This window comes from Salinivibrio sharmensis (assembly GCF_001995985.1).
Lineage (GTDB): Bacteria > Pseudomonadota > Gammaproteobacteria > Enterobacterales > Vibrionaceae > Salinivibrio > Salinivibrio sharmensis.
The window spans coordinates 275093-293861 of the sequence record NZ_MUFC01000002.1; the positions used below are offsets into that span (position 1 = coordinate 275093).

The 18769-nt window shown below is 50.0% G+C and carries 19 protein-coding genes; 9 read left to right on the forward strand and 10 right to left on the reverse strand.

Annotated features, from left to right (window positions below):
* Positions 1-77 precede the first annotated feature (77 nt).
* The 3 genes from BZG74_RS03315 to queF form a co-directional block, all read right to left on the reverse strand.
* Entirely contained in the window at positions 78-1634 is a 1557-nt protein-coding gene (locus tag BZG74_RS03315; protein WP_077771325.1) for a GGDEF domain-containing protein, read from the reverse strand.
* Positions 1635-1711: 77 nt separating this feature from the next.
* Complete coding sequence (locus tag BZG74_RS03320; protein WP_077771326.1) at positions 1712-4057, reverse strand: tetratricopeptide repeat-containing diguanylate cyclase; 2346 nt, start codon at positions 4055-4057, stop codon at positions 1712-1714.
* 59 nt (positions 4058-4116) lie between these two features.
* Complete coding sequence (queF, locus tag BZG74_RS03325) at positions 4117-4965, reverse strand: NADPH-dependent 7-cyano-7-deazaguanine reductase QueF (protein WP_077771327.1); 849 nt, start codon at positions 4963-4965, stop codon at positions 4117-4119.
* 63 nt (positions 4966-5028) lie between these two features.
* Here queF and syd point away from each other — a divergent pair, with 63 nt between their 5' ends.
* The gene (syd, locus tag BZG74_RS03330) at positions 5029-5577 is read left to right on the forward strand and encodes a SecY-interacting protein (protein ID WP_077771328.1); all 549 of its coding nucleotides are present in this window, start codon (positions 5029-5031) and stop codon (positions 5575-5577) included.
* Entirely contained in the window at positions 5574-6353 is a 780-nt protein-coding gene (locus BZG74_RS03335) for a Zn-ribbon-containing protein (protein ID WP_077771329.1), read from the forward strand. Before syd ends, BZG74_RS03335 begins: the two co-directional genes overlap by 4 nt.
* Before the next feature lie 47 nt (positions 6354-6400).
* Here BZG74_RS03335 and BZG74_RS03340 read toward each other — a convergent pair whose 3' ends face one another.
* The 4 genes from BZG74_RS03340 to BZG74_RS03355 all read right to left on the reverse strand — a co-directional run bounded on the left by BZG74_RS03340 (position 6401) and on the right by BZG74_RS03355 (position 9111).
* Complete coding sequence (locus tag BZG74_RS03340; protein ID WP_077771330.1) at positions 6401-6679, reverse strand: hypothetical protein; 279 nt, start codon at positions 6677-6679, stop codon at positions 6401-6403.
* A 34-nt stretch (positions 6680-6713) separates the two neighbouring features.
* Positions 6714-6947: a DUF2789 domain-containing protein gene (locus BZG74_RS03345; protein ID WP_077771331.1), complete on the reverse strand. Its 234-nt coding sequence runs from the start codon at positions 6945-6947 to the stop codon at positions 6714-6716.
* Positions 6948-7745: 798 nt separating this feature from the next.
* Positions 7746-8069 carry a DUF3301 domain-containing protein gene (locus BZG74_RS03350; protein WP_077771332.1) on the reverse strand — a complete coding sequence of 108 codons (324 nt, stop codon included), beginning with the start codon at positions 8067-8069 and terminating at the stop codon, positions 7746-7748.
* Entirely contained in the window at positions 8059-9111 is a 1053-nt protein-coding gene (locus tag BZG74_RS03355) for a DUF3549 family protein (protein WP_077771333.1), read from the reverse strand. The genes BZG74_RS03350 and BZG74_RS03355 overlap by 11 nt, the downstream gene beginning before the upstream one ends.
* Positions 9112-9250: 139 nt before the next feature.
* Here BZG74_RS03355 and BZG74_RS03360 point away from each other — a divergent pair, with 139 nt between their 5' ends.
* Positions 9251-9568, forward strand: coding sequence for a YqcC family protein (locus tag BZG74_RS03360; RefSeq protein ID WP_077771334.1), 318 nt, complete (start codon positions 9251-9253; stop codon positions 9566-9568).
* Entirely contained in the window at positions 9568-10317 is a 750-nt protein-coding gene (gene truC / locus BZG74_RS03365; protein ID WP_077771376.1) for a tRNA pseudouridine(65) synthase TruC, read from the forward strand. The genes BZG74_RS03360 and truC overlap by 1 nt, the downstream gene beginning before the upstream one ends.
* Before the next feature lie 106 nt (positions 10318-10423).
* On the opposite strand, the gene BZG74_RS03370 is transcribed toward truC, so the two are convergent.
* The 3 genes from BZG74_RS03370 to map all read right to left on the reverse strand — a co-directional run bounded on the left by BZG74_RS03370 (position 10424) and on the right by map (position 14337).
* Complete coding sequence (locus BZG74_RS03370; RefSeq protein WP_077771335.1) at positions 10424-10801, reverse strand: DUF3461 family protein; 378 nt, start codon at positions 10799-10801, stop codon at positions 10424-10426.
* Positions 10802-10868: 67 nt separating this feature from the next.
* Positions 10869-13487: a bifunctional uridylyltransferase/uridylyl-removing protein GlnD gene (glnD, locus tag BZG74_RS03375; RefSeq protein ID WP_077771336.1), complete on the reverse strand. Its 2619-nt coding sequence runs from the start codon at positions 13485-13487 to the stop codon at positions 10869-10871.
* 55 nt (positions 13488-13542) lie between these two features.
* Positions 13543-14337, reverse strand: coding sequence for a type I methionyl aminopeptidase (gene map / locus BZG74_RS03380; protein WP_077771337.1), 795 nt, complete (start codon positions 14335-14337; stop codon positions 13543-13545).
* A gap of 450 nt (positions 14338-14787) precedes the next feature.
* Between map and rpsB the strand changes: the two genes are divergently transcribed.
* From rpsB to BZG74_RS03405, 5 genes are all read left to right on the forward strand, one after another.
* Positions 14788-15516: a 30S ribosomal protein S2 gene (rpsB, locus tag BZG74_RS03385; protein WP_046074175.1), complete on the forward strand. Its 729-nt coding sequence runs from the start codon at positions 14788-14790 to the stop codon at positions 15514-15516.
* Between the two features lie 132 nt (positions 15517-15648).
* The gene (gene tsf, locus BZG74_RS03390; RefSeq protein WP_077771338.1) at positions 15649-16491 is read left to right on the forward strand and encodes a translation elongation factor Ts; all 843 of its coding nucleotides are present in this window, start codon (positions 15649-15651) and stop codon (positions 16489-16491) included.
* An 82-nt stretch (positions 16492-16573) separates the two neighbouring features.
* A complete protein-coding gene (pyrH, locus tag BZG74_RS03395) occupies positions 16574-17302 on the forward strand; it encodes a UMP kinase (RefSeq protein WP_077771339.1) in 729 nt (242 codons plus the stop codon).
* A 53-nt stretch (positions 17303-17355) separates the two neighbouring features.
* Positions 17356-17913, forward strand: coding sequence for a ribosome recycling factor (gene frr / locus BZG74_RS03400; protein ID WP_077771340.1), 558 nt, complete (start codon positions 17356-17358; stop codon positions 17911-17913).
* 75 nt (positions 17914-17988) lie between these two features.
* On the forward strand, positions 17989-18759 hold the full coding sequence (locus BZG74_RS03405) for an isoprenyl transferase (protein ID WP_077771341.1): 771 nt from the start codon (positions 17989-17991) through the stop codon (positions 18757-18759).
* The last annotated feature ends 10 nt before the right edge of the window (positions 18760-18769 follow it).

Consider the following 18769-nt stretch of genomic DNA (forward strand, 5'->3'; position numbering starts at 1 on the left):
CAGGCTGTCGAGCGGTGCTATAAAAATCAGTGTGTTAATTAAAAATACACACGCTAGCCACAATTGACCAGTAAAAATTAACACCAGATGATTTGGTTGCGACCACTGTTTTTCGCTTGATAGAGCGCTTGGTCAGCACGCTCTAGCACCGGCGTGGGGGTATCTTCACCTTGGAAGAGGGTGGCACCAATTGAGACGCTAATTGACACGCGCTCGTTTTTAAACTTCAGCGGGAGTTTGCGAATGGTGTGGCTAATATTGGCCAAAATATCGGTCCGCGTTTCATCGTCCGCATCAGGCAGTAAAATGACAAACTCTTCGCCACCAAAGCGGGCAATAAAGTCGGTGTCGCGCAGACATTGGTAGATGCTGCGCGCGATAATTTTCAACGCTTTATCACCGACTTCGTAGCCAAACTGCTGATTAACTTGTTTAAAGTGGTCAAGATCAATGACGGCAAGGCAAAACTCACGCTGATACTTTTTCCATAAGCGGTACTCATGCTCCAAACGATCGTTAAGCGCGGCACGGTTGTAGACGCGGGTCAGCGGGTCTAATAGGCGTTTACGTTCTTGGTCGCCGACACGACGGTGTTGATCGAGGGTTTGCTCTGCTAAGGCGCTAAGCTGGTTTTGATTGTGTGCCAACTGCTCCTCCAAGGCTTGTTCGCGATTTTTGAGCGCTTTGTTTTCTTGCGCGATCACTTTCAGCTCTGCAAGCGCTTGGGTTAATGCGGCTTCTGGGTTGGCTTTTGCCGCGCCTTTCCGTTTGAGTTCGTGTTCAATATCGTTAATGGTGCGATCGAGTCGCTGATCGACACCTTGATGTGCCAGCCGTAGTTGTGTCGCATGATCATGCGCACGGGTATTTTGTTGGCTTATTGATACGAGGTCATCATTGACTTGACTGAGAAATTGCTGCGAAGCACGCCGCTCAGATTGGGTGGCTTCCAGAATCAGCTTGAGTGCTGCCAACGTCAAAGACACCACGGTAGCCGGTGAGATATCGGTCAGCAGTTCACGGCGGATTTCAAGCAACTTGTCGCCGGCTTGACCGTCGATATCGAGCTCTGTAATCAGGTTTTGTAGTTCATCAGCGACGCGACGTATTTGATCGTTGTCGATGTCTGGTGTTTGTTGAGTGCGGGGCCTTGCAACTTGCAAGGTCACGGCGCGTTCGTATAGCTGAAGTAACTTAATGAGGTGTTGTGTGCGTTCGGTATCACCGTTCGCCGGTTGCGCTAATAGATCTCGCAAGTCACGTTTCAATTGAGCGGGGAGACCAGTCACTCGCTGTAGTGTTTCACCACTGGTGTGAAATTGCTCATCGAGGTGTGACTGTGCTTTTGCTTGTGTCATGTTTTGATGACCCACCATGCGTTCAATAATGGCTAAACGCGGAAGCAAGGCGCTAACATCCTGCGTTGAATACAATACGTCACGGAACTCGGCCAGTTTTTGGTCGACCAAGTTATTTTTACCCGAGCACGTGGCGATAAAGCGCGAAACCAGCCGTTTAAGGCTATGGATTTCTCGACGCGACTTAAGCGCCAGCGCCTGATACGTTGAGGGCGACGCATTATTACCCGGCTGAGCGGGCTGGGCCGACAACGGTGATGGGGTGGACTTAGTCATTTTATCGAGGAACTACCTGATTATGTTCGCATTTTGGCGCCATTGGTAGCGAAAACAGTTTCACTAACTACCTGTAGCTATACCGACTTATTGCTCTGGTCATCAATAATTGACGATGGCTTTTTATCAGATTCGTGATCTTTCTGCCAGTTCAATAAGTCGTTCGCGGAAGATTTAACCTTTACCAATCCAGAGTCAATGCCTTTTAAACAAGCATGACGTAAGTTGGTATTCACGAAGCTCGCGGCGGGCGCTGTGTTAATCGCGCTAAAGTGTACCCAATGACTTTCCCCAGTCTGTTGCGCGAGATCACTGGCTTGATGGGTAGCCGTTAATAAAATCTCAATTAACTCTTGGTCATTAATCGATGTGTACGCGCGCGGTAAAAAAGGGTATTCCGCGAGACCAATGGCGACTTGCGGCGTGAGCGTCGGAGGTTGGTCACCTGCACTCACTGTTTGCGGCTGACTGCTTTGGTAGTGGCTGACAAAGTCTGCGATCAAAGACTGCACAAAATGAGCCAGCGCATCAGGCTGGGTATCTTGATCCCAATTGGTCTCGATATAAATAAACAAGGTATCGGCGAAATGATATAAGCGGCCAGATTGAGTGACACGCTCGGACAAATAGTCGCCAAGCTGACGCTCGATATCTTGCGCCCTTTGATAGCCGAGACGCAAAAATAACGCTTTTAGAAAGGCTACATCGAACATGGCGAAGCGTAGCCGATCACTGAGTGGCTGGTGGATCATGTCGTTCAGATACCATTGCTCAAAGTTAGCGTTACTCTTTTCCAACGAACGCGGTAACTTGGCATTAAGCATACGTAAGTTCCTCAGCCCGGTGCGTGGGTGCGTATAAAAGTCATCACGCAGCTCTTCGAGTTCTCCCTGACGCATTACCGCGGCACGATGACGAAGATAAACAATGGCTACTAACACCCCAAGGCTACCCAATAGGAAATAGTTGACCTTTTGTAGGTGAAGCTGCTCTTGATGTGCGCTATCTAGCTGACGTTGCAGTTCATCCATCTGTAGCTGCCGCTCGACCACACGCTGTTGCTGTTTAAACGTATCGGCTTGTTGTTGTTGCTCTGATTGTGTTTGCTGTGCGCGTAGCTTTTCATAATCACGTTGCATCATCAGAGCCGCTTGATACTTGCCTTGCGATTCCAAGGCTTTGGAGAGGGCGTGATGCGCCATCGTCATGGTTTTGCGGTCTTTTTCTACCTCTGCTCGCTCCAGTGCGGTGCGAATTTCTTTCTCTGCTTGCTTTGGTTGAGAAAGTGCAAGGTGAATACGTCCTTGTAACAACATTGCCTGTGTGGTCAGAGGCGAGTTGGGTAGGCTACCGACCAGTCTTAACGCATCTTGAATGTATCTGTCACTGAGCGGGAAATGCTCTAGCTGATAATAAGTGCGGGCGATGGCCAGGTGGACTTGTGCAAGCGGTTGGAGGCGACCGAGTGCTTGCTCAATTTCAAGCGCATTAAAATAATGAACCAAGGCAAAATTATAACGGGCTTGTTGCTCATAAATGGTGGCTAATAAGCGCTGTGACGCCGATAAACGTCGGCTTAATGAAAAGTGCTCAAAAAAGGCAGCGGCTTGGTTCGCGTGCTCAAGGGCTTGATTGAGCACGCCTTGCTGATTATACAGCTTAGCCAGCTTCATATTGGCACCGGCAATCAACGCCGTGTATTCGTTCTCGCTCGCTATCCAGAAAGCACTGAGTAACTCGGTAAGAGCACTTTCATGCTGCTTTTGGTCGAGTAGAAAGCCGCCCAGCGAAAGCTGAAACTCGACTTTATCCCGTAAATCTTGGGGATCACGGCTAAGCTGGCTGCGCGCGTTCTCATAGGCGACAAGCGCGGTTTCACTGTCTGCAGTCGCCGCGAGAATATTGGCGCGCAGTAAAGCGCTTTTAAAGCGGCTTGCTTGGCCGTTTAAGCTGTTCTCTGGCAAGGCTTCAATGGCTTTTTGGGCGGCATCGAGTGTCGCTAGGGCGCGCGTCGAGTCGCGATCAAGGTGCCAGGTAAGCGAGGCCTCGGTCAGTAAAACTTGCACTTGTACGTGTTTTAAGTCGTATTCATCGACCACTTGATACGCTTTTTGTAACGCGGCTTTAGCCTCTATGGGTTGATCGAGATACGCATAGGCTCGGGCACTGATCAAATAGGCATACACGGTATGCAATGGCGTGCGAATCGAGCGATCCGTGTCGTTATTGACGTGTGAGCGGTTGGCACCTGTGGTTAGGCGGCGTTGGGCTAAAAACCGATTGCTGACTTCCAACGATTGCGCTGGAGAGGTCTCGAGAAGCTTTTCGGCATTGGTTAGCACAGGTGAGGAGTGGATAGCGGCAAACGCCGTTATCGACGTTAACCAAAAAAGCAGGCCTACGAGTAGTCGGCTGATGCGCATGCGCCATCCTCTATGTTAAAAGCGGTGAGAGAAAGGCTGCCAGCAGGCAGCCTGTGATGTTACTGTCTTGCCAAACGGTTGTTTTCGCTCGGTGTTTTACCCATGTTCGTACGATATGGGTTGATATCCAGCCCGCCGCGACGTGTATAACGGGCGTAAACCGTGAGCTTTTCTGGCTGACAAAAGCGCATGATGTCCATAAAAATGCGCTCCACACATTGCTCATGAAACTCATTATGCTCTCGAAATGAAACTAAGTAGCGAAGTAGTTTCTCACGGTTTATTTTTTTGCCCTTGTAAGCGATCCTCACCGAGCCCCAGTCTGGTTGATTGGTGATGAGGCAGTTTGATTTCAGTAAATGGCTATGAAGCGTCTCAGACACAATCGCGCCTTGAGCGGCACCATCGAGCCAGTCTGGCTTAAAGGTGTAGTCGTCGATACTGATGTCTTGGTGATCGATGCATTCACCCGCTAGGCCTGCAATGGTTTCTCCCTCTAACTCACTGAGCGGTGATAAGGTGACATCCACCTCTTCGCCCGCACAGGCGGATAGATCGGTTTGCAATGCGTTAGCTACCTGTTGCCAGTTATCAAAGCTGGTTTGATTAAAGCTATTGAGGTACAGCTTAAATGATTTTGACTCGATCAAGTTGGGGCTAGAGGCCGGTAGACGGACTTCGCCAATCGCGACTTGGGGCAACCCATTTTTGTTGAGCCATGACAGCTCATATAAGGTCCAGATGTCGTAACCGGTAAAGGGCATCGGCGCATTATCTAATCCGATGGCCTGACGATTTAGCGCGCGAGGAACAGCACGCAGTTGCGAGGGGTCGTATTGGGTTGGATAATCTGTCTTTTCGCCAAGCGATAAATTGGCGAGGGCATCGGCATCTTGATAATTGCTCATACGGATCTGCTATTGATTCAAGTAGAATAGGTAAAGTTTACTGAATCTTGCTATAGGTTGCGAATGGAGAACACAGTACATCGTGCCCTTTGGGCGCTAACACAGAATTATATGGCGGTATGGCAGCGTAATTATCAGCATTTACCCTGTACAGATGCTTACATTGGGCTGCCATCTCCCTGTATCGTGAGCGAAAACGATCACCAACTACAGTGGCAACCGGTCAAGCGCGACGCCTTGGCTAACTTTTCTAATGTAGAAGAAGCGATCGCGTTGCGTTTGCATGGCGATATTAAAGATTTTTACAACGCATTTTATTGTGCAGATTTATCGGTTCGTTATCAGGGGGAGCCGATAAGCTTGCTTCAGGTATGGAGTGACGATGACTTGGCGCGCTTGCAAGAAAATATCTTGGGGCATCTGATGATGCAGCGTCAGCGCAAGCTTACGCCGAGTGTCTTTATCGCGACCACAGCCGATGAAATGGTGATCATTGCAATTGATAACATGAGCGGAGAAGTGATCAGAGAAACCCTTAATAAAGGGACGCGTGATGTGATTGCCCCCAATCTGGAAACATTTCTCGCGGCACTAGAGGTTGATGTGGCATGATTCTCACGGAACTGACCTTTGAGTGCTTTGATAATACCACCGTTAGTGCGGTCGACTGTACTATCAACGGCCTCATGGATGCGTTACGTTATAATGGCCAGGTGCTTGGACGCGAGTTTCCGATCTTGATGCAAGAAGGCCAGTTTCAGCTTCGTGTTGTCTGCCCAGATGAAGACGCCTTGCACCCACGCTTTCACAGCCCACAAGTGAAACGGGCTTTGCAGCAGCTCGCCGATGCGTGCTTAACCCAACCGAAAGTGCGTGTGCTGGGGCGCGATTTGAACTCAGAACAAGCCGCTCCGAGTGTCTCACCGACTTGGCAAGTGCTTTACACCACCTTTGTTCACACGTGTTCGCCGCTGCGTTGTGGCGATACGCTGCTACCTATCCCGCTTTATCGCTTACCCGCCACCTTTAACGGTGATCACAAAGCGGTCATCAAATGGCAAACAGAATGGCAAGCCTGTGATGAATTACAAATGGCCGGCGCCAGCGATGCCGAATTTGCAGGCTTGAATGAAATTGGATGTCCCAATACGCGCCTATTTCAGCGCGGTTGGGATTTACGTGGGCGGATAGAGTACTTAACAGGCACGCCGACTTACTATTATCAATATCGTGTTGGCGGTAAAGATAAAGAGAGTGAGCTTGAACGCCCATGTCCCAAGTGTGGGGAGCCTTGGCGGCTTGAGCGCCCACTCCACGATATCTTTCTGTTTAAATGCGATCGTTGCCGGCTAGTATCCAACCTTTCTTGGGACTTTAAACTGACGTAGTGCCGCGTATCGTGCAGCACGCCGCTAGGTTCTGCGTGGCAAACTGTTTAGCTGCGGGCACAGTGCGCTTCTAGAGTCGCCAATCGCTCACTCAAGTCGGCAACCTGCTGTTCTAGTTGACTAATGCGTTCCGCGTCCGACATTGCTGCATCCAAGCTAGCCATCTCGGGCAGCGGCGTATTAGCCTTAGCACTTTTAACCGCTTGAATAATTAAAGGCAAGGGCACTGACGTCCTTAACTGGGCTTTTACCTTTGCGACCGTTGCGGTTTGTCCCTTTGCGGCGAGCGCGTCAAGCGCTCGTTCCAGTTCGGCTTGATAACTCATCCATACTTCCTCGTCACTCGATAGGGCATCAAGATTAGGGCTTTCTCAGCAGCGCATCAAGCGTGTCAACGTGCTCGGCCCAGTCAGCATCCTCTTTGATCGCTTCATCAATAAAAGCGCGTTGCGCCGCGTTCCAAAATGGGGCATCGACCAGTGTTTGCCCTTCAACCAAGCAGTGGCTGGATAGGAAGTGCTCAATCGAGGCCTTATCGGTTGCCAAACCCAGCTGTTCAAAAAGGTGCTGTAAGTCATGTTGAAAAGTTTCCATTGTCCCTCCTAGCTGCTTGATACACGTCTATACTCACTATAGTAGCAGCCTCCGCTCCGTGTTGTGACAAAGCGGGGCCTGTTAGCATAGAACAATAAATAGAAAAGGCCCTTGCTCCTTGTGAGATATCTCTTACAAGGGCGTGGGATAAAAGCAGAGTATTGCTACGAAAACTGACCTTCTTGTTTTTATTTTTTCTTATATTACATAGTCGCGTAATCTTATCGGTGTCGGAAGGGAACTGACACAGGGAACAGGAATCGCCAAGGACTTGGTACCTCAGGATGAGGCAGTACTTCAGGAAGAAGCGCTGGCATGGATTGCAAAAAGGACAACGGATGGAGCCGTTCTCTACAGGCAGGAAGCTTGTACGTCAGGAAGACTTAGGACAACCCAGGATGGGGGCTTAAGGACCACTTCAGGACGAAGTCATGGACACCTCCAGGATGGAGAGCTTATCGAAACGGGAATTTCGGTTTGTCAGGATGACGAAAGGACACCTCCAAGACGGAGAGACATGGAACGACGCTGAAGGAATCGGCGACTGATCAAGGAATGATGCAGGGAGCACCTTTTAGTAGCAGGATGGCTGCAAGTAAAACTCTAGGGCGCGGCGCAAGCTGCGCCCTTTCCTTTTTTCTGGCCGGTTAAACCGACACCGGTGACTCCCTGTCACGCACCGTTAGCACTAAACTTGCGTGTGCACCATACTTCTAATCTAGTACAGCTTTTCACGTTGCGCGAACAATTATCCCCGCCTTTTTTATTATCACCACGGTTGGCGTGGTTGAGTGACATCTAACCGTCGATTTGGCCCGTTCTTGGCATCGCATGAACCGGTGTGTCTATCGCCTTTAATCTTAACCCTCGAAGCTGAGCGTGACCGATATAATGATCATCCCCGGTGGCAGAAAACTCAAACCAATATTGGGTGACCCACTGCCATCCTTGTTCGGTTCTGCGTATGGTGTGTCGACCTCGTGCGATAGACAGTAGTTGCAACTCCATCCGCTGACAGTATTGGCGAATGTATGTGTGTGCTTGCTCGGATTGTCGCCGCTGTTGCCAAAACAGCAAGGCGACGACAACGACCAAGACAATGGTCAGCAGGTCAGTGATCATAAGAAGTATGTTTGACCGCCTGTTGCATACGCGTCATCGCTTGGGTCAGCGCCGGAGAGGTGTCTCCGTGCAAACGGCTAAGCAGCGCGCCTCGAAGCGGTGGCAGCATCACAAGATCGGCATAGATTTGTTGAAACAGTGCAGGGTCGTGCTGATCGGCAAGCGCAATCAAGAAGCGATCTAACACTGTGTCGTCCGTCAAGCTATCCCAGCACCGCCCCGCAATCGCAACAAAAATCTCGCGATGGTGCAGTTCGGTTTTATCCAACACGGCATCAATCAAGTGATGGCGAGTGGAATCCGGTGCGCCAGCATGCGCGCGGAGTAAAGCGCTGACCAAGAAAAGATCGACGTCTTGCGTCTGACACATTCGGCTAAACATGTCGCGTATGCTTGCCGCGAGCTTTTCATTGATTTGGCAGTGCTCTAAGCAACCTAGCAGGGCATACATTGGTGTCGTTGGGAGGTTGTTCAGCGCTTTGCGAATTCGCGTGACATTATTTTGCTCTGCCATGCGTACACAGGCATCGGCCAGTCCTTGTAGGCCAACCCCTTGCCAATTATCCCAGCCAAGTTCGCCATTTAAATAATGCTGGGCATGATCATAATACTGGCTTGCAGATCGGCCGAGTTGATAGGTCAAGTTGGCATGAAACATGGCCATCTTGTCGTCTGTAGGGGTAAAGGTATAGGGGTTATTGGCCAGCTTTTCTCGCTGTTCTTTATTCGGCGTCGCGGTTAAGCGCTCACCCATCGCGGTGCTGACATACTGTAAAAAGTCGCCCATTGCGGTGTGGTTGAGCAAGCCCCGCTCGTCAAGCGGCATTTTTAAAAACCATACCCAAGGTGCACCGCCTTGTGGCCAAAAAGCGACAGCCATGTGGGCATGTTGGCGCAAGGGATGAGGGTAAGGTTGTTGATTGGCCTCAACCGCACGAAAGGCTGCTTGATCCAGCTGGCAAACACGACGACCTAAGTCGTAAACACTGAATTGGCAATCGGCGTGGTCAAATAAGGTGCTCAGGGCGTGAACCGTTTCCATGATGTCCGCTCTTGGTTATCGCTTAATGCGCGCGAGTATATCAGTTTTTACCGGTGAGATGCTTGTCGAGTTGATGTTGTCTTTGCTGGGATCGTGCTATGCTTCGCGGTTTCTAATTTGAGTAATGATGGGATTGTCAATGACTCTTTATCAACAGTGTGAGCAACTTCTGGATGAGCTTGAGCAAGTGTTAGATGCCTGTGATCTGCTGCAATCCGAGCCACCCTCTCCTAAACGACTGGCCAGTACCGAGCCGTTCGCGGTGGACACGCTTGATTGCCATGAGTGGCTACAGTGGATATTTCTGCCCAAAATGCGTGCCTTAGTTGTTGCTCGTCAGCCGTTGCCAAGAAATTTTGAAATCGCCCCGTATGTGGAAGAAGCGATGAAAGAGCAGCAAGGGGCGACGGCGGTAGTCAAAGTGACTTACCGTATTGACGCGCTATTAAGTCAATGATGAGTGAGCAACCATTATCCATTTTATACCGCGATGCCTCGCTGGTTGTGGTCAATAAGCCTGCTGGTATGTTGGTGCACCGCTCTTGGTTAGATAAAGGTGAAACACGCTTTGTGATGCAAACGCTCAGGGACCAGATTGGCCAGCGTGTTTATCCGTTGCACCGGCTCGATAAACCCACCTCTGGGGTGTTGGTGTTTGCGCTTTCTAGCGAGGTGGCGTCCTTGATGATGCCACAGTTCGCGCAAGGAGAGATTAAAAAAGGATATCATGCGGTGGTTAGAGGTTGGATCACGGAAGCGGGCCAACTCGATTATCCGTTGGTGGAGGAGCAGGATAAGATAGCGGACAAAGACGCGAGCCAGCCGCCCAGGGCCAAACCGGCGGTGACGGATTATCAACCACTGGCATCGGTGGAGCTACCTATCGCAACAGGGCGGTATGCGACCAGTCGCTATAGCCTCGTGGCGATGCAACCGCAAACGGGAAGAAAACACCAATTACGTCGCCACATGCACCACCTCAGCCATCCGATTATTGGTGATACTACCCATGGTGATGGCAGGCATAACCGTGTTTTTCGTGAACACTTTGACTGTCATCAGCTGTTGCTGCATGCCAGTGACATGCAGTTTGTCCATCCGGTCAGTGGCGAGCGTATTCAGGTGCAAGCGCCGTTTGACAATAGATGGCTGCATGTCTTATCAGCGTTGGGGTGGGAAGCGCCTCGCCTCGCCGCCACACGCTAAACGTCCCTCCAAAGTTTTTTGTGCGGTGTCAACATGCACCGCCAAGCACCACCGTCAGGTATGGTTGCTCAAAGGTCGCTTGGCACATCGTTCCCTTTTGATAGGGCTAAAGTTTGTCGAGCTCCGCCTCAATTTCAGCGATTTTACTGGCCACGACTTTTTCCAAATGGCGAAGGTCAGTGAGTACCTTTTGCTTCACATCTTGTTCGGCGTGCTCGTTTTGAACAATTTGGTCCAGCTCATCAATCACCAATGAGAGACTGCGATTGATCTCGGTGACTTCACGAGAGCGACCTGTGCCACTATCGACAACCACATTTTTCCGTTGACGCGGGTATTTAAACTTCATGCTCCGGGCAAAAAGGTCGCCCTTTTGCTTACTAAAATAGACTTTGAGCGTGTCGTAGCTGGCTTCTTGGCGCAGCGAATAACGCTCAATTTTTTCCGGATGTTCAATGCCAATATTTTTCAACTGTTGATACATAGCCACCTCGTGGTTAGATGCTCCTGGTAACGCGGTGCGTTGGGCGCACCGCTTATTGTGGTGCGTGCTATTTTGCGCGAGCCAGCGCTTTTTCAAGTGCGGCTTTTAATTGTGCCTGATGCTCAGAAGTTAATGCTTGGTTGTTTGCGTCGGTGACGATAAAAAAGTCTTCGGCGCGTTCACCGATAGTGGTGATCTTAGCAGCATGGACGCTGACAGCTTGGCGAGCAAATACCGCGCCCACACGTGCCAATAATCCAGGTGTGTCGAGTGCAACCAGCTCCATCAAAGTACGACGACCGTTTTTGGTGGGTAAGAACAGCACCTGGGTTTTGACCGAAAAATGCTGAAGCTTTTGCGGTGCTCGCCGTTTGGGGAGGGTAATTGTCCCTGTCTCTCTCAGCGCCTTACTGACCCCTTCAATAATACTGGGGTGGCGGTCGAGAGGGATAGCGTCATCGTTTTGGTCTAACACCATAAAGGTATCAAGTGCATGACCATCTTTACTCGTCATCACTTGTGCATCATGGACGCTAAGGTTTTTCTTATCGAGCGCCGCTACCACCCGTGCGAACAAGCTGGGTCTGTCTTGGCAGTATACAAAGATTTCGGTCCCGCCACGGGTTGCTTTTTTACTCACCAAAACCAATGGTGTTTGCTCAGCATGATGAAGAAGGTGCTCGCTGTGCCAAGCAATTTGTTTATGAGTATGGCGCAAAAAATAGTCTGCCTTAAAACGCTGCCATAAGACTTCAATATCTCTCGGGCTATGGCCTTGCTTGCGCAGCATGGCGGCGGCCAAGTGCTTGTTGTGGCGGATACGCTCACGCACATCAGGTGGGTTTTCTAAGCCACGGCGCAGTGCTTTTTGCGTCGAGTAGTAAAGCTCCGCAATCAGTGTGCGTTTCCAACTGTTCCATAAATCTGGATTGGTGGCATTGATGTCTGCGACGGTAAGACAAAGGAGAAGATCCAGACGTTCTTCATCACGCACCTCTTTGGCAAAGTCAGTAATCACATCAGGATCATAAATATCACGGCGCTGCGCGGTGACGGACATCAGTAAGTGGTTGCGTACTAGCCAGCTGACAATGTTTGCTTCTGGTTTGGATAAACCATGTTCTAAGCAAAAGTCATGCGATTCAATGGCGCCAATTTCGCTATGGTCGCCACCACGCCCCTTGCCAATATCATGAAAAATGGCCGCAATCAGTAATAGCTCGCGGCGTGCGAGTCGAGGGAAAACATCACAACAAATCGGGTGGCGATCACGGTTAGCCTCGTCATCAAATAAGCGCATATGTTTAAGCAGGCGGATGGTGTGCTCATCAACCGTGTAGACATGGAATAAGTCAAATTGCATCTGCCCTACAATTTGGCTCCACTGCGGTAAGTAGGCTGACATCACACCATGGCGGTGCATTAAGCCAAACGCTTTATGAAGCGCATTGGGATGGCGGACCAGGGCCATGAATTTTTCACGTGCGTCTTCTTGCTGACACAAAAAATGATTGAGTCGACGTCTTGCTGTACGCAACTGGCGCAAGGTTGGTGCTGCAATCGCTTCAATCGAGGTGTCGTTAGCGATATGCAACATCATATCGAGAATGGTTTCCGGTCGCGCTTGGAACAGGGCGGGTTTGCGCGCTTCAATGGTGCGTCCGCAGCGCTGAAAATCGTCACTTAAGATCTCAACCTCACCGGTGCGGCCATTATCGATGATCACTTGATCAAAGATCTGTAGCAGCATTTTGTTGAGCTCACCAACGCGCCCGAGCGTGCGAAAAAAGTCTTTCATCATGGTTTCGACCGCACGATTGCCCTCACCTCGATAGCCAAGCAGCTCTGCGACCGATGTTTGGTGTGCAAAGGTCAGGCGATTATCGTAGCGGCGTAGCTCAAGATGAAGTGCAAAGCGAATACGCCATAATACATTCTGACACTCATTGAGCTCGCGATATTCCGCGTCGGTCAAAAAGCCAAAATCGCTCATTTCCCGTAAGCTGGTAGCACCAAAGTGACGGCGCGCAATCCAAGACAAGGTGTGAATATCTCTGAGGCTGCCGGGGCTGAGCTTTAAATCAGGCTCCAGCTTGTAGGCGGTGTCATGATAGCGGCGATGACGCGCTTTTTGTTCTTCAACTTTGGCTTGATAAAACCGCTCGCTGGGCCAAAAGCTGTCATCGTGTACCCGGGCTTCAAGCGCATCAAACAGTTGGTTATCGCCACATAACAAGCGTGACTCTTGTAAGTTGGTGGCGACGGTAAGATCGTCCAGCCCCACGTGAATGCACTCATCGACTGTACGCACACTGTGACCGACTTCAAGTTTTAAATCCCATAATAGGGTGAGCAAATCGCTCAAACTTTGTTGTTGGTGGTTATCCAGCGGGGATTGGCAAAGCAGGAGTAAATCAATATCCGAGAGTGGGTGCAGCTCACGCCGGCCGTATCCTCCTACCGCGACTAACGCGAGCGGGGTGTGCTCAAAGCCAAAGTGACGCCACAACCTCGCTAACAACCCGTCCATATAATCGGTGCGTTGGTACACCAACTGAGCCACGGGAACGTTGGCTAAAAAGTCCTGTTTTTGCTGCTCCAGCAATTGCTGAAATTGCGCCTTGAGTGTGATGGGGTCGAGTTGGTCATCCCCGAGGTGTTGTGGCGTAATCACTGTGTCTGTCATGGCGATCCTTTGCGCAAAAAAAAAGCCGGAACGAGGCCGGCTTTGAGTGATTGTATTAGTGGTTGATGTAACGTGGGAGGTTCTCTTCCTCTCTCAGCGTTAATACCTCTACCCCGGTCTCAGTCACCAGCAGAGTATGCTCCCACTGTGCCGATTTTTTGCCGTCGATGGTGTATACCGTCCAGCCATCATCCTCATCAAGCACAGTTCCATACTTGCCTGCGTTAATCATAGGCTCAATAGTAAAGCACATACCAGGTTTGAGCACAGTGCGATCATTGTTTTTGTAGTGCACCACTTGTGGGTCTTCATGGAAGCTCGCGCCAATGCCATGGCCACAGTATTCTTTAACGATCGAGTAGCGTGTGTTGCTGTTTTTAATGAACTTTTGAATGGCAGTGCCGAGCTCCCCTACGGTGGCGCCTGGCTTTACCTTCTTGATGGCGTGATAAAGGCTCTCTTGGGTGACACGACAAAGGCGTTTGTCCTCGAGAGACACCTCACCGACTAAAAACATCTTTGAGGTGTCGCCATGGTAGCCATCTTTGATCACCGTGACATCGATATTAACGATATCACCGTCTTGCAGCACGTCGTTATCGCTCGGAATGCCGTGGCAGACCACATGGTTAATCGAGGTGCACATGGATTTTGGAAAACCATGATAATCCAAAGTAGCCGGCGTGGTGCCTTGCACTTCCGTCATATATTTATGAGCAATGTCATCGAGCTCACGGGTGGTAATGCCTGGTTTGACATAGTCACCGAGCATGACAAGTACGTCTGACGCCAGGCGGCCAGCCACACGCATTTTTTCAATTTCTTCTTCTGTTTTAATCGGGATTGTCATTTTGCTTTCTCACTTTAATTTGGGGTTGCTCAATGATGACGATGAAAACGAGGGTGTGACTGCGTTCACGTTCGTTATCATCGAGCACAGCCGCCCAGACCTGCTACGCTTGTCGCAGAGACTGAGGTGAGCAGCCGCATGGAAGTGGGGTTATGGTATCAAGCCCTATGCGTTCTGGAAACCAAAAGGGGGCGGATCTCGCTGAGAGGCTTTGGCAACCGGGCGCTATTGAATGCGCAATATTGCTAGATTTTGTTGGTGTTTTTGTGGTATAAAGCGCGCCGAAAACCGTCATTGTGATCAATTTAGCTGAGCTAGGTTTCAGTTTGATGGTATTCACTCAATACTTTTTATTTTAAATCACACACATATCGACACATTGACCGGGGTGCCCTTAAAGCGGGTCGGTGAATGGGATATGTGGAGGCCTAACCCCAAGAGGAAATTATCATGGCTACTGTTTCAATGCGCGACATGCTCAAGGCGGGCGTACACTTCGGTCACCAAACCCGTTACTGGAACCCAAAAATGAAGCCTTTCATCTTTGGTTCACGTAACAAGGTGCACATCATCAACCTTGAGAAAACTGTACCAATGTTTAACGATGCTTTGGCTGAACTGTCAAAAATCGGTGAGCGTAAAGGTAAAGTCCTGTTCGTTGGTACGAAGCGCGCAGCAAGCGAAGCGGTAAAAGCGGCAGCAGAAAACTGCGAGCAGTTTTATGTCAGCAACCGTTGGTTGGGCGGCATGCTCACTAACTGGAAAACCGTTCGTACGTCAATCAAGCGTCTGAAAGACCTGGAAACTCAGTCTACTGACGGTACGTTTGAGAAGCTGACCAAGAAAGAAGCACTGATGTACACCCGTGAGATGGAAAAGCTCGACAAATCACTGGGTGGTATCAAGAACATGAACGGCCTGCCTGATGCAATGTTCGTTATCGATGCGGATCACGAGCACATTGCCATCAAAGAAGCGAACAACCTGGGTATCCCAGTATTTGCAGTGGTAGATACTAACTCTAACCCAGACGGCGTTGACCACGTTATTCCAGGTAACGATGACGCGATCCGCGCTATTCAGCTTTACCTGAATGCCGCGTCTGACGCTTACAAAGAAGGCCGTAGCCAAGACATCGTTGCGCAAGCAGAAGACGAGCTGGTTGAAGTCGCTGAATAAGACGACAGCTCCTTGTGAGCGTTCTTAGCCATCAGCGTGTCATCTTTCATGCTGTAAGCTAAGTATGGTTAGCAGGGGCCGATTTCGGGCCCCTGTTTTTTACCCAAATAGTTTCGAATCGAGGATTGAACAATGGCAACTGTTACCGCTGCCCTGGTTAAAGAACTTCGCGAGCGCACTGGCGCTGGCATGATGGAATGTAAAAAAGCACTGGTTGAAGCAAACGCGGATATCGAAGTAGCAATCGAGAACATGCGTAAGAGCGGTGCGGCAAAAGCAGCGAAAAAAGCTGGCCGTGTTGCAGCTGAAGGCGTGATCCTAGTAAAAGAAAACGAAGGTAAAGCAGCGATCGTTGAGATCAACTGTGAAACTGACTTCGTTGCAAAAGACGCTAACTTCGCTGCATTTGCTGACCAAGTTGCTGAAACTGCATTGGCTGAAGGCCTTGACATCGACGCGCTGAAAGAGAAATTTGAGCAGCAGCGTGCTGAGCTAGTAGCGAAAATCGGTGAAAACATGGACATCCGCCGTGTTTCATTCATCGAAGGCGAGAAAGTTGGCTCATACCGCCACGGCGGCCGCATTGGTGTTATCGTTGCAGCGAAAGCTGACGAAGAAACCATCAAGCACGTGGCTATGCACATCGCCGCGTCTAAGCCTGACTATGTTAACCCTGAAGATGTTCCTGCCGACGTGGTAGAGAAAGAGAAGCAAATTCAGGTTGATATCGCAATGGAATCTGGCAAGCCTGCTGAGATCGCAGAGAAAATGGTTGCTGGTCGCATGAAGAAATTCACCGGTGAAATCTCTCTGACGGGTCAAGCATTTGTGATGGACCCATCACAAACTGTAGGTCAAATGCTGAAAGAAAAAGGTGCCGAAGTGACTGACTTCATCCGTTTTGAAGTTGGCGAAGGCATCGAGAAAGAAGAAGTAGACTTTGCTGCAGAAGTTGCTGCAGCGCAACAAAGCTAATTTTTCTGACTCAGACCGCGGTGCTCGCCGCGGTCTTCCATAACCTTCTTCCCTAATGAGTGCCTAATTGAAAGGTAGTGAAATGACTACAAATCCTAAGCCAGCTTATCAACGAATTTTACTTAAACTTAGCGGTGAAGCCCTGCAGGGCGATGATGGATTCGGGATTGATCCCGCCGTGCTAGATCGCATGGCACAAGAAATCAAAGAACTGGTCGAGCTGGGTGTTCAGGTAGGATTGGTTATAGGCGGTGGTAATCTATTCCGGGGTGCTGGCCTTGCTGAGGCGGGAATGAACCGTGTTGTGGGCGATCACATGGGTATGTTAGCCACCGTAATGAACGGCTTGGCGATGCGTGACGCACTTCATCGTGCCTATGTGAACGCGCGAGTGATGTCCGCCATTCCTCTTAATGGTGTGTGTGACAGCTACAATTGGGCAGAGGCCATTAGCCAACTTCGTAACGGTCGCGTGGTGATATTCTCTGCAGGAACGGGTAACCCCTTCTTCACCACGGATTCTGCCGCATGTTTACGCGGTATTGAAATAGAATCCGATGTGGTCATCAAAGCAACCAAGGTTGATGGCGTATACAGTGACGACCCAACTAAAAACCCAGATGCAACACTTTACGACTCGCTGACATATCAAGATGTTTTAGAAAAAGAGTTGAAAGTAATGGATTTGGCCGCATTTACCTTAGCACGCGATCATAAACTGCCGCTTCGTGTCTTTAACATGAACAAGCCAGGTGCGTTACGCCGTGTCGTGATGGGAGAGGCAGAAGGCACGTTGATCACTAACAGCTAAGCCGTTATTGCTGGCATAATCTTACAAACTTATTCAATCGCAAGGATATTCCCGTGATTAATGACATAAAAGACGACGCGAAAGCGCGTATGGATAAAAGCGTCGACGCGCTAAAACACACGCTAGGTAAACTGCGTACAGGCCGCGCTCACCCAAGCTTGCTTGAAGGGATCACGGTCGAGTACTACGGTGCACCAACCCCCTTGAACCAGCTCGCTTCTATCGTCGCGGAAGATGCGCGTACGTTGGCCATCAGTGTATACGACAAGCAAGTGACACAAGCGGTTGAAAAAGCCATTATGACCTCAGACTTGGGCCTTAACCCAGCGTCTGCGGGCACAGTGATCCGTGTTCCTTTGCCACCGCTGACCGAAGAGCGTCGTAAAGACATGGTGAAAGTGGTACGTGCCGAAGGCGAGCAAGGCCGTGTGGCAATCCGTAATATCCGCCGTGATGCCAACAACGAACTTAAAGCGCTGCTCAAAGACAAAGAAATCTCTGAAGATGATGAGCGTCGCGCACAAGATGACATTCAAAAGTTGACCGATGAAGCGGTCAAGAATGTTGATGCACTTCTTGATGCAAAAGAAAAAGAGTTGATGGAAGTCTAAATCTCATTAGACTTTACCGCCGATGCTAAAGCGCTGTGCGTGCAGTACAGCGCTTTTTATTTGCCAAGGAGAAACATGAGTTCCCAGTCTCTTGATGCGCAGCTCGAATCTGCCGCTTTACCGCAGCACATTGCCGTAATCATGGATGGCAATGGGCGTTGGGCTAAGGCGCGCGGTAAAGCCCGTGTGTTTGGGCACAAAGCGGGTGTAAAGGCGGTGCGTAAAACGGTGAAAGCGGCGTCTGAACTTGGGGTTAAAGCCCTGACGTTATTTGCATTCAGCAGTGAGAACTGGCGTCGTCCTGAAGATGAAGTCAGCGTATTGATGGAGCTGTTTATCAATGTGCTTTCTCGTGAAGTCAAACGGCTAGACAGTCACGGGGTACAACTACGCATCATCGGTGATACGTCTCGCTTTAGTCCGTCCCTGCAAACCAAAATCGCCGAAGCCGAAGCACTGACGGCCGACAATGACCGCTTAGTGCTCAATATTGCTGCTAATTATGGCGGGCAGTGGGATATTACCCAGGCAACACGCCGAGTGGCCGAAGAAGTTGCCGCAGGGCAGTTGCAACCGAACGATATCGGTGAGCAAGATATTGCACGCCATTTGATGCTGGCTGACTTACCGGATGTGGATTTGATGATCCGTACCAGTGGAGAATGCCGCATCAGTAATTTTATTTTATGGCAAGCCGCTTATGCCGAACTGTGTTTTACCGAGCAGTATTGGCCGGACTTCAACGAACAGAGTTTGTATGATGCTGTGGCTTGGTACGTCAACCGAGAACGACGGTTTGGCTGCACGGGCGAGCAAATTAAAGCCATGATAACCACGGATAAGTAACCACGAGGAA

Bases quoted from the DNA above. Each gene is read 5' to 3' on its own strand.
- truC (WP_077771376.1), top strand. From the start codon at position 9,568: ATGAGTGAGCAACCATTATCCATTTTATACCGCGATGCCTCGCTGGTT.
- queF (WP_077771327.1), bottom strand. From the start codon at position 4,965: ATGAGCAATTATCAAGATGCCGATGCCCTCGCCAATTTATCGCTTGGC.
- glnD (WP_077771336.1), bottom strand. From the start codon at position 13,487: ATGACAGACACAGTGATTACGCCACAACACCTCGGGGATGACCAACTC.
- BZG74_RS03335 (WP_077771329.1), top strand. From the start codon at position 5,574: ATGATTCTCACGGAACTGACCTTTGAGTGCTTTGATAATACCACCGTT.
- pyrH (WP_077771339.1), top strand. From the start codon at position 16,574: ATGACTACAAATCCTAAGCCAGCTTATCAACGAATTTTACTTAAACTT.
- syd (WP_077771328.1), top strand. From the start codon at position 5,029: ATGGAGAACACAGTACATCGTGCCCTTTGGGCGCTAACACAGAATTAT.
- map (WP_077771337.1), bottom strand. From the start codon at position 14,337: ATGACAATCCCGATTAAAACAGAAGAAGAAATTGAAAAAATGCGTGTG.
- BZG74_RS03350 (WP_077771332.1), bottom strand. From the start codon at position 8,069: ATGATCACTGACCTGCTGACCATTGTCTTGGTCGTTGTCGTCGCCTTG.
- tsf (WP_077771338.1), top strand. From the start codon at position 15,649: ATGGCAACTGTTACCGCTGCCCTGGTTAAAGAACTTCGCGAGCGCACT.
- BZG74_RS03320 (WP_077771326.1), bottom strand. From the start codon at position 4,057: ATGCGCATCAGCCGACTACTCGTAGGCCTGCTTTTTTGGTTAACGTCG.
- BZG74_RS03340 (WP_077771330.1), bottom strand. From the start codon at position 6,679: ATGAGTTATCAAGCCGAACTGGAACGAGCGCTTGACGCGCTCGCCGCA.
- rpsB (WP_046074175.1), top strand. From the start codon at position 14,788: ATGGCTACTGTTTCAATGCGCGACATGCTCAAGGCGGGCGTACACTTC.
- BZG74_RS03370 (WP_077771335.1), bottom strand. From the start codon at position 10,801: ATGTATCAACAGTTGAAAAATATTGGCATTGAACATCCGGAAAAAATT.
- BZG74_RS03315 (WP_077771325.1), bottom strand. From the start codon at position 1,634: ATGACTAAGTCCACCCCATCACCGTTGTCGGCCCAGCCCGCTCAGCCG.
- BZG74_RS03355 (WP_077771333.1), bottom strand. From the start codon at position 9,111: ATGGAAACGGTTCACGCCCTGAGCACCTTATTTGACCACGCCGATTGC.
- BZG74_RS03360 (WP_077771334.1), top strand. From the start codon at position 9,251: ATGACTCTTTATCAACAGTGTGAGCAACTTCTGGATGAGCTTGAGCAA.
- BZG74_RS03405 (WP_077771341.1), top strand. From the start codon at position 17,989: ATGAGTTCCCAGTCTCTTGATGCGCAGCTCGAATCTGCCGCTTTACCG.
- BZG74_RS03345 (WP_077771331.1), bottom strand. From the start codon at position 6,947: ATGGAAACTTTTCAACATGACTTACAGCACCTTTTTGAACAGCTGGGT.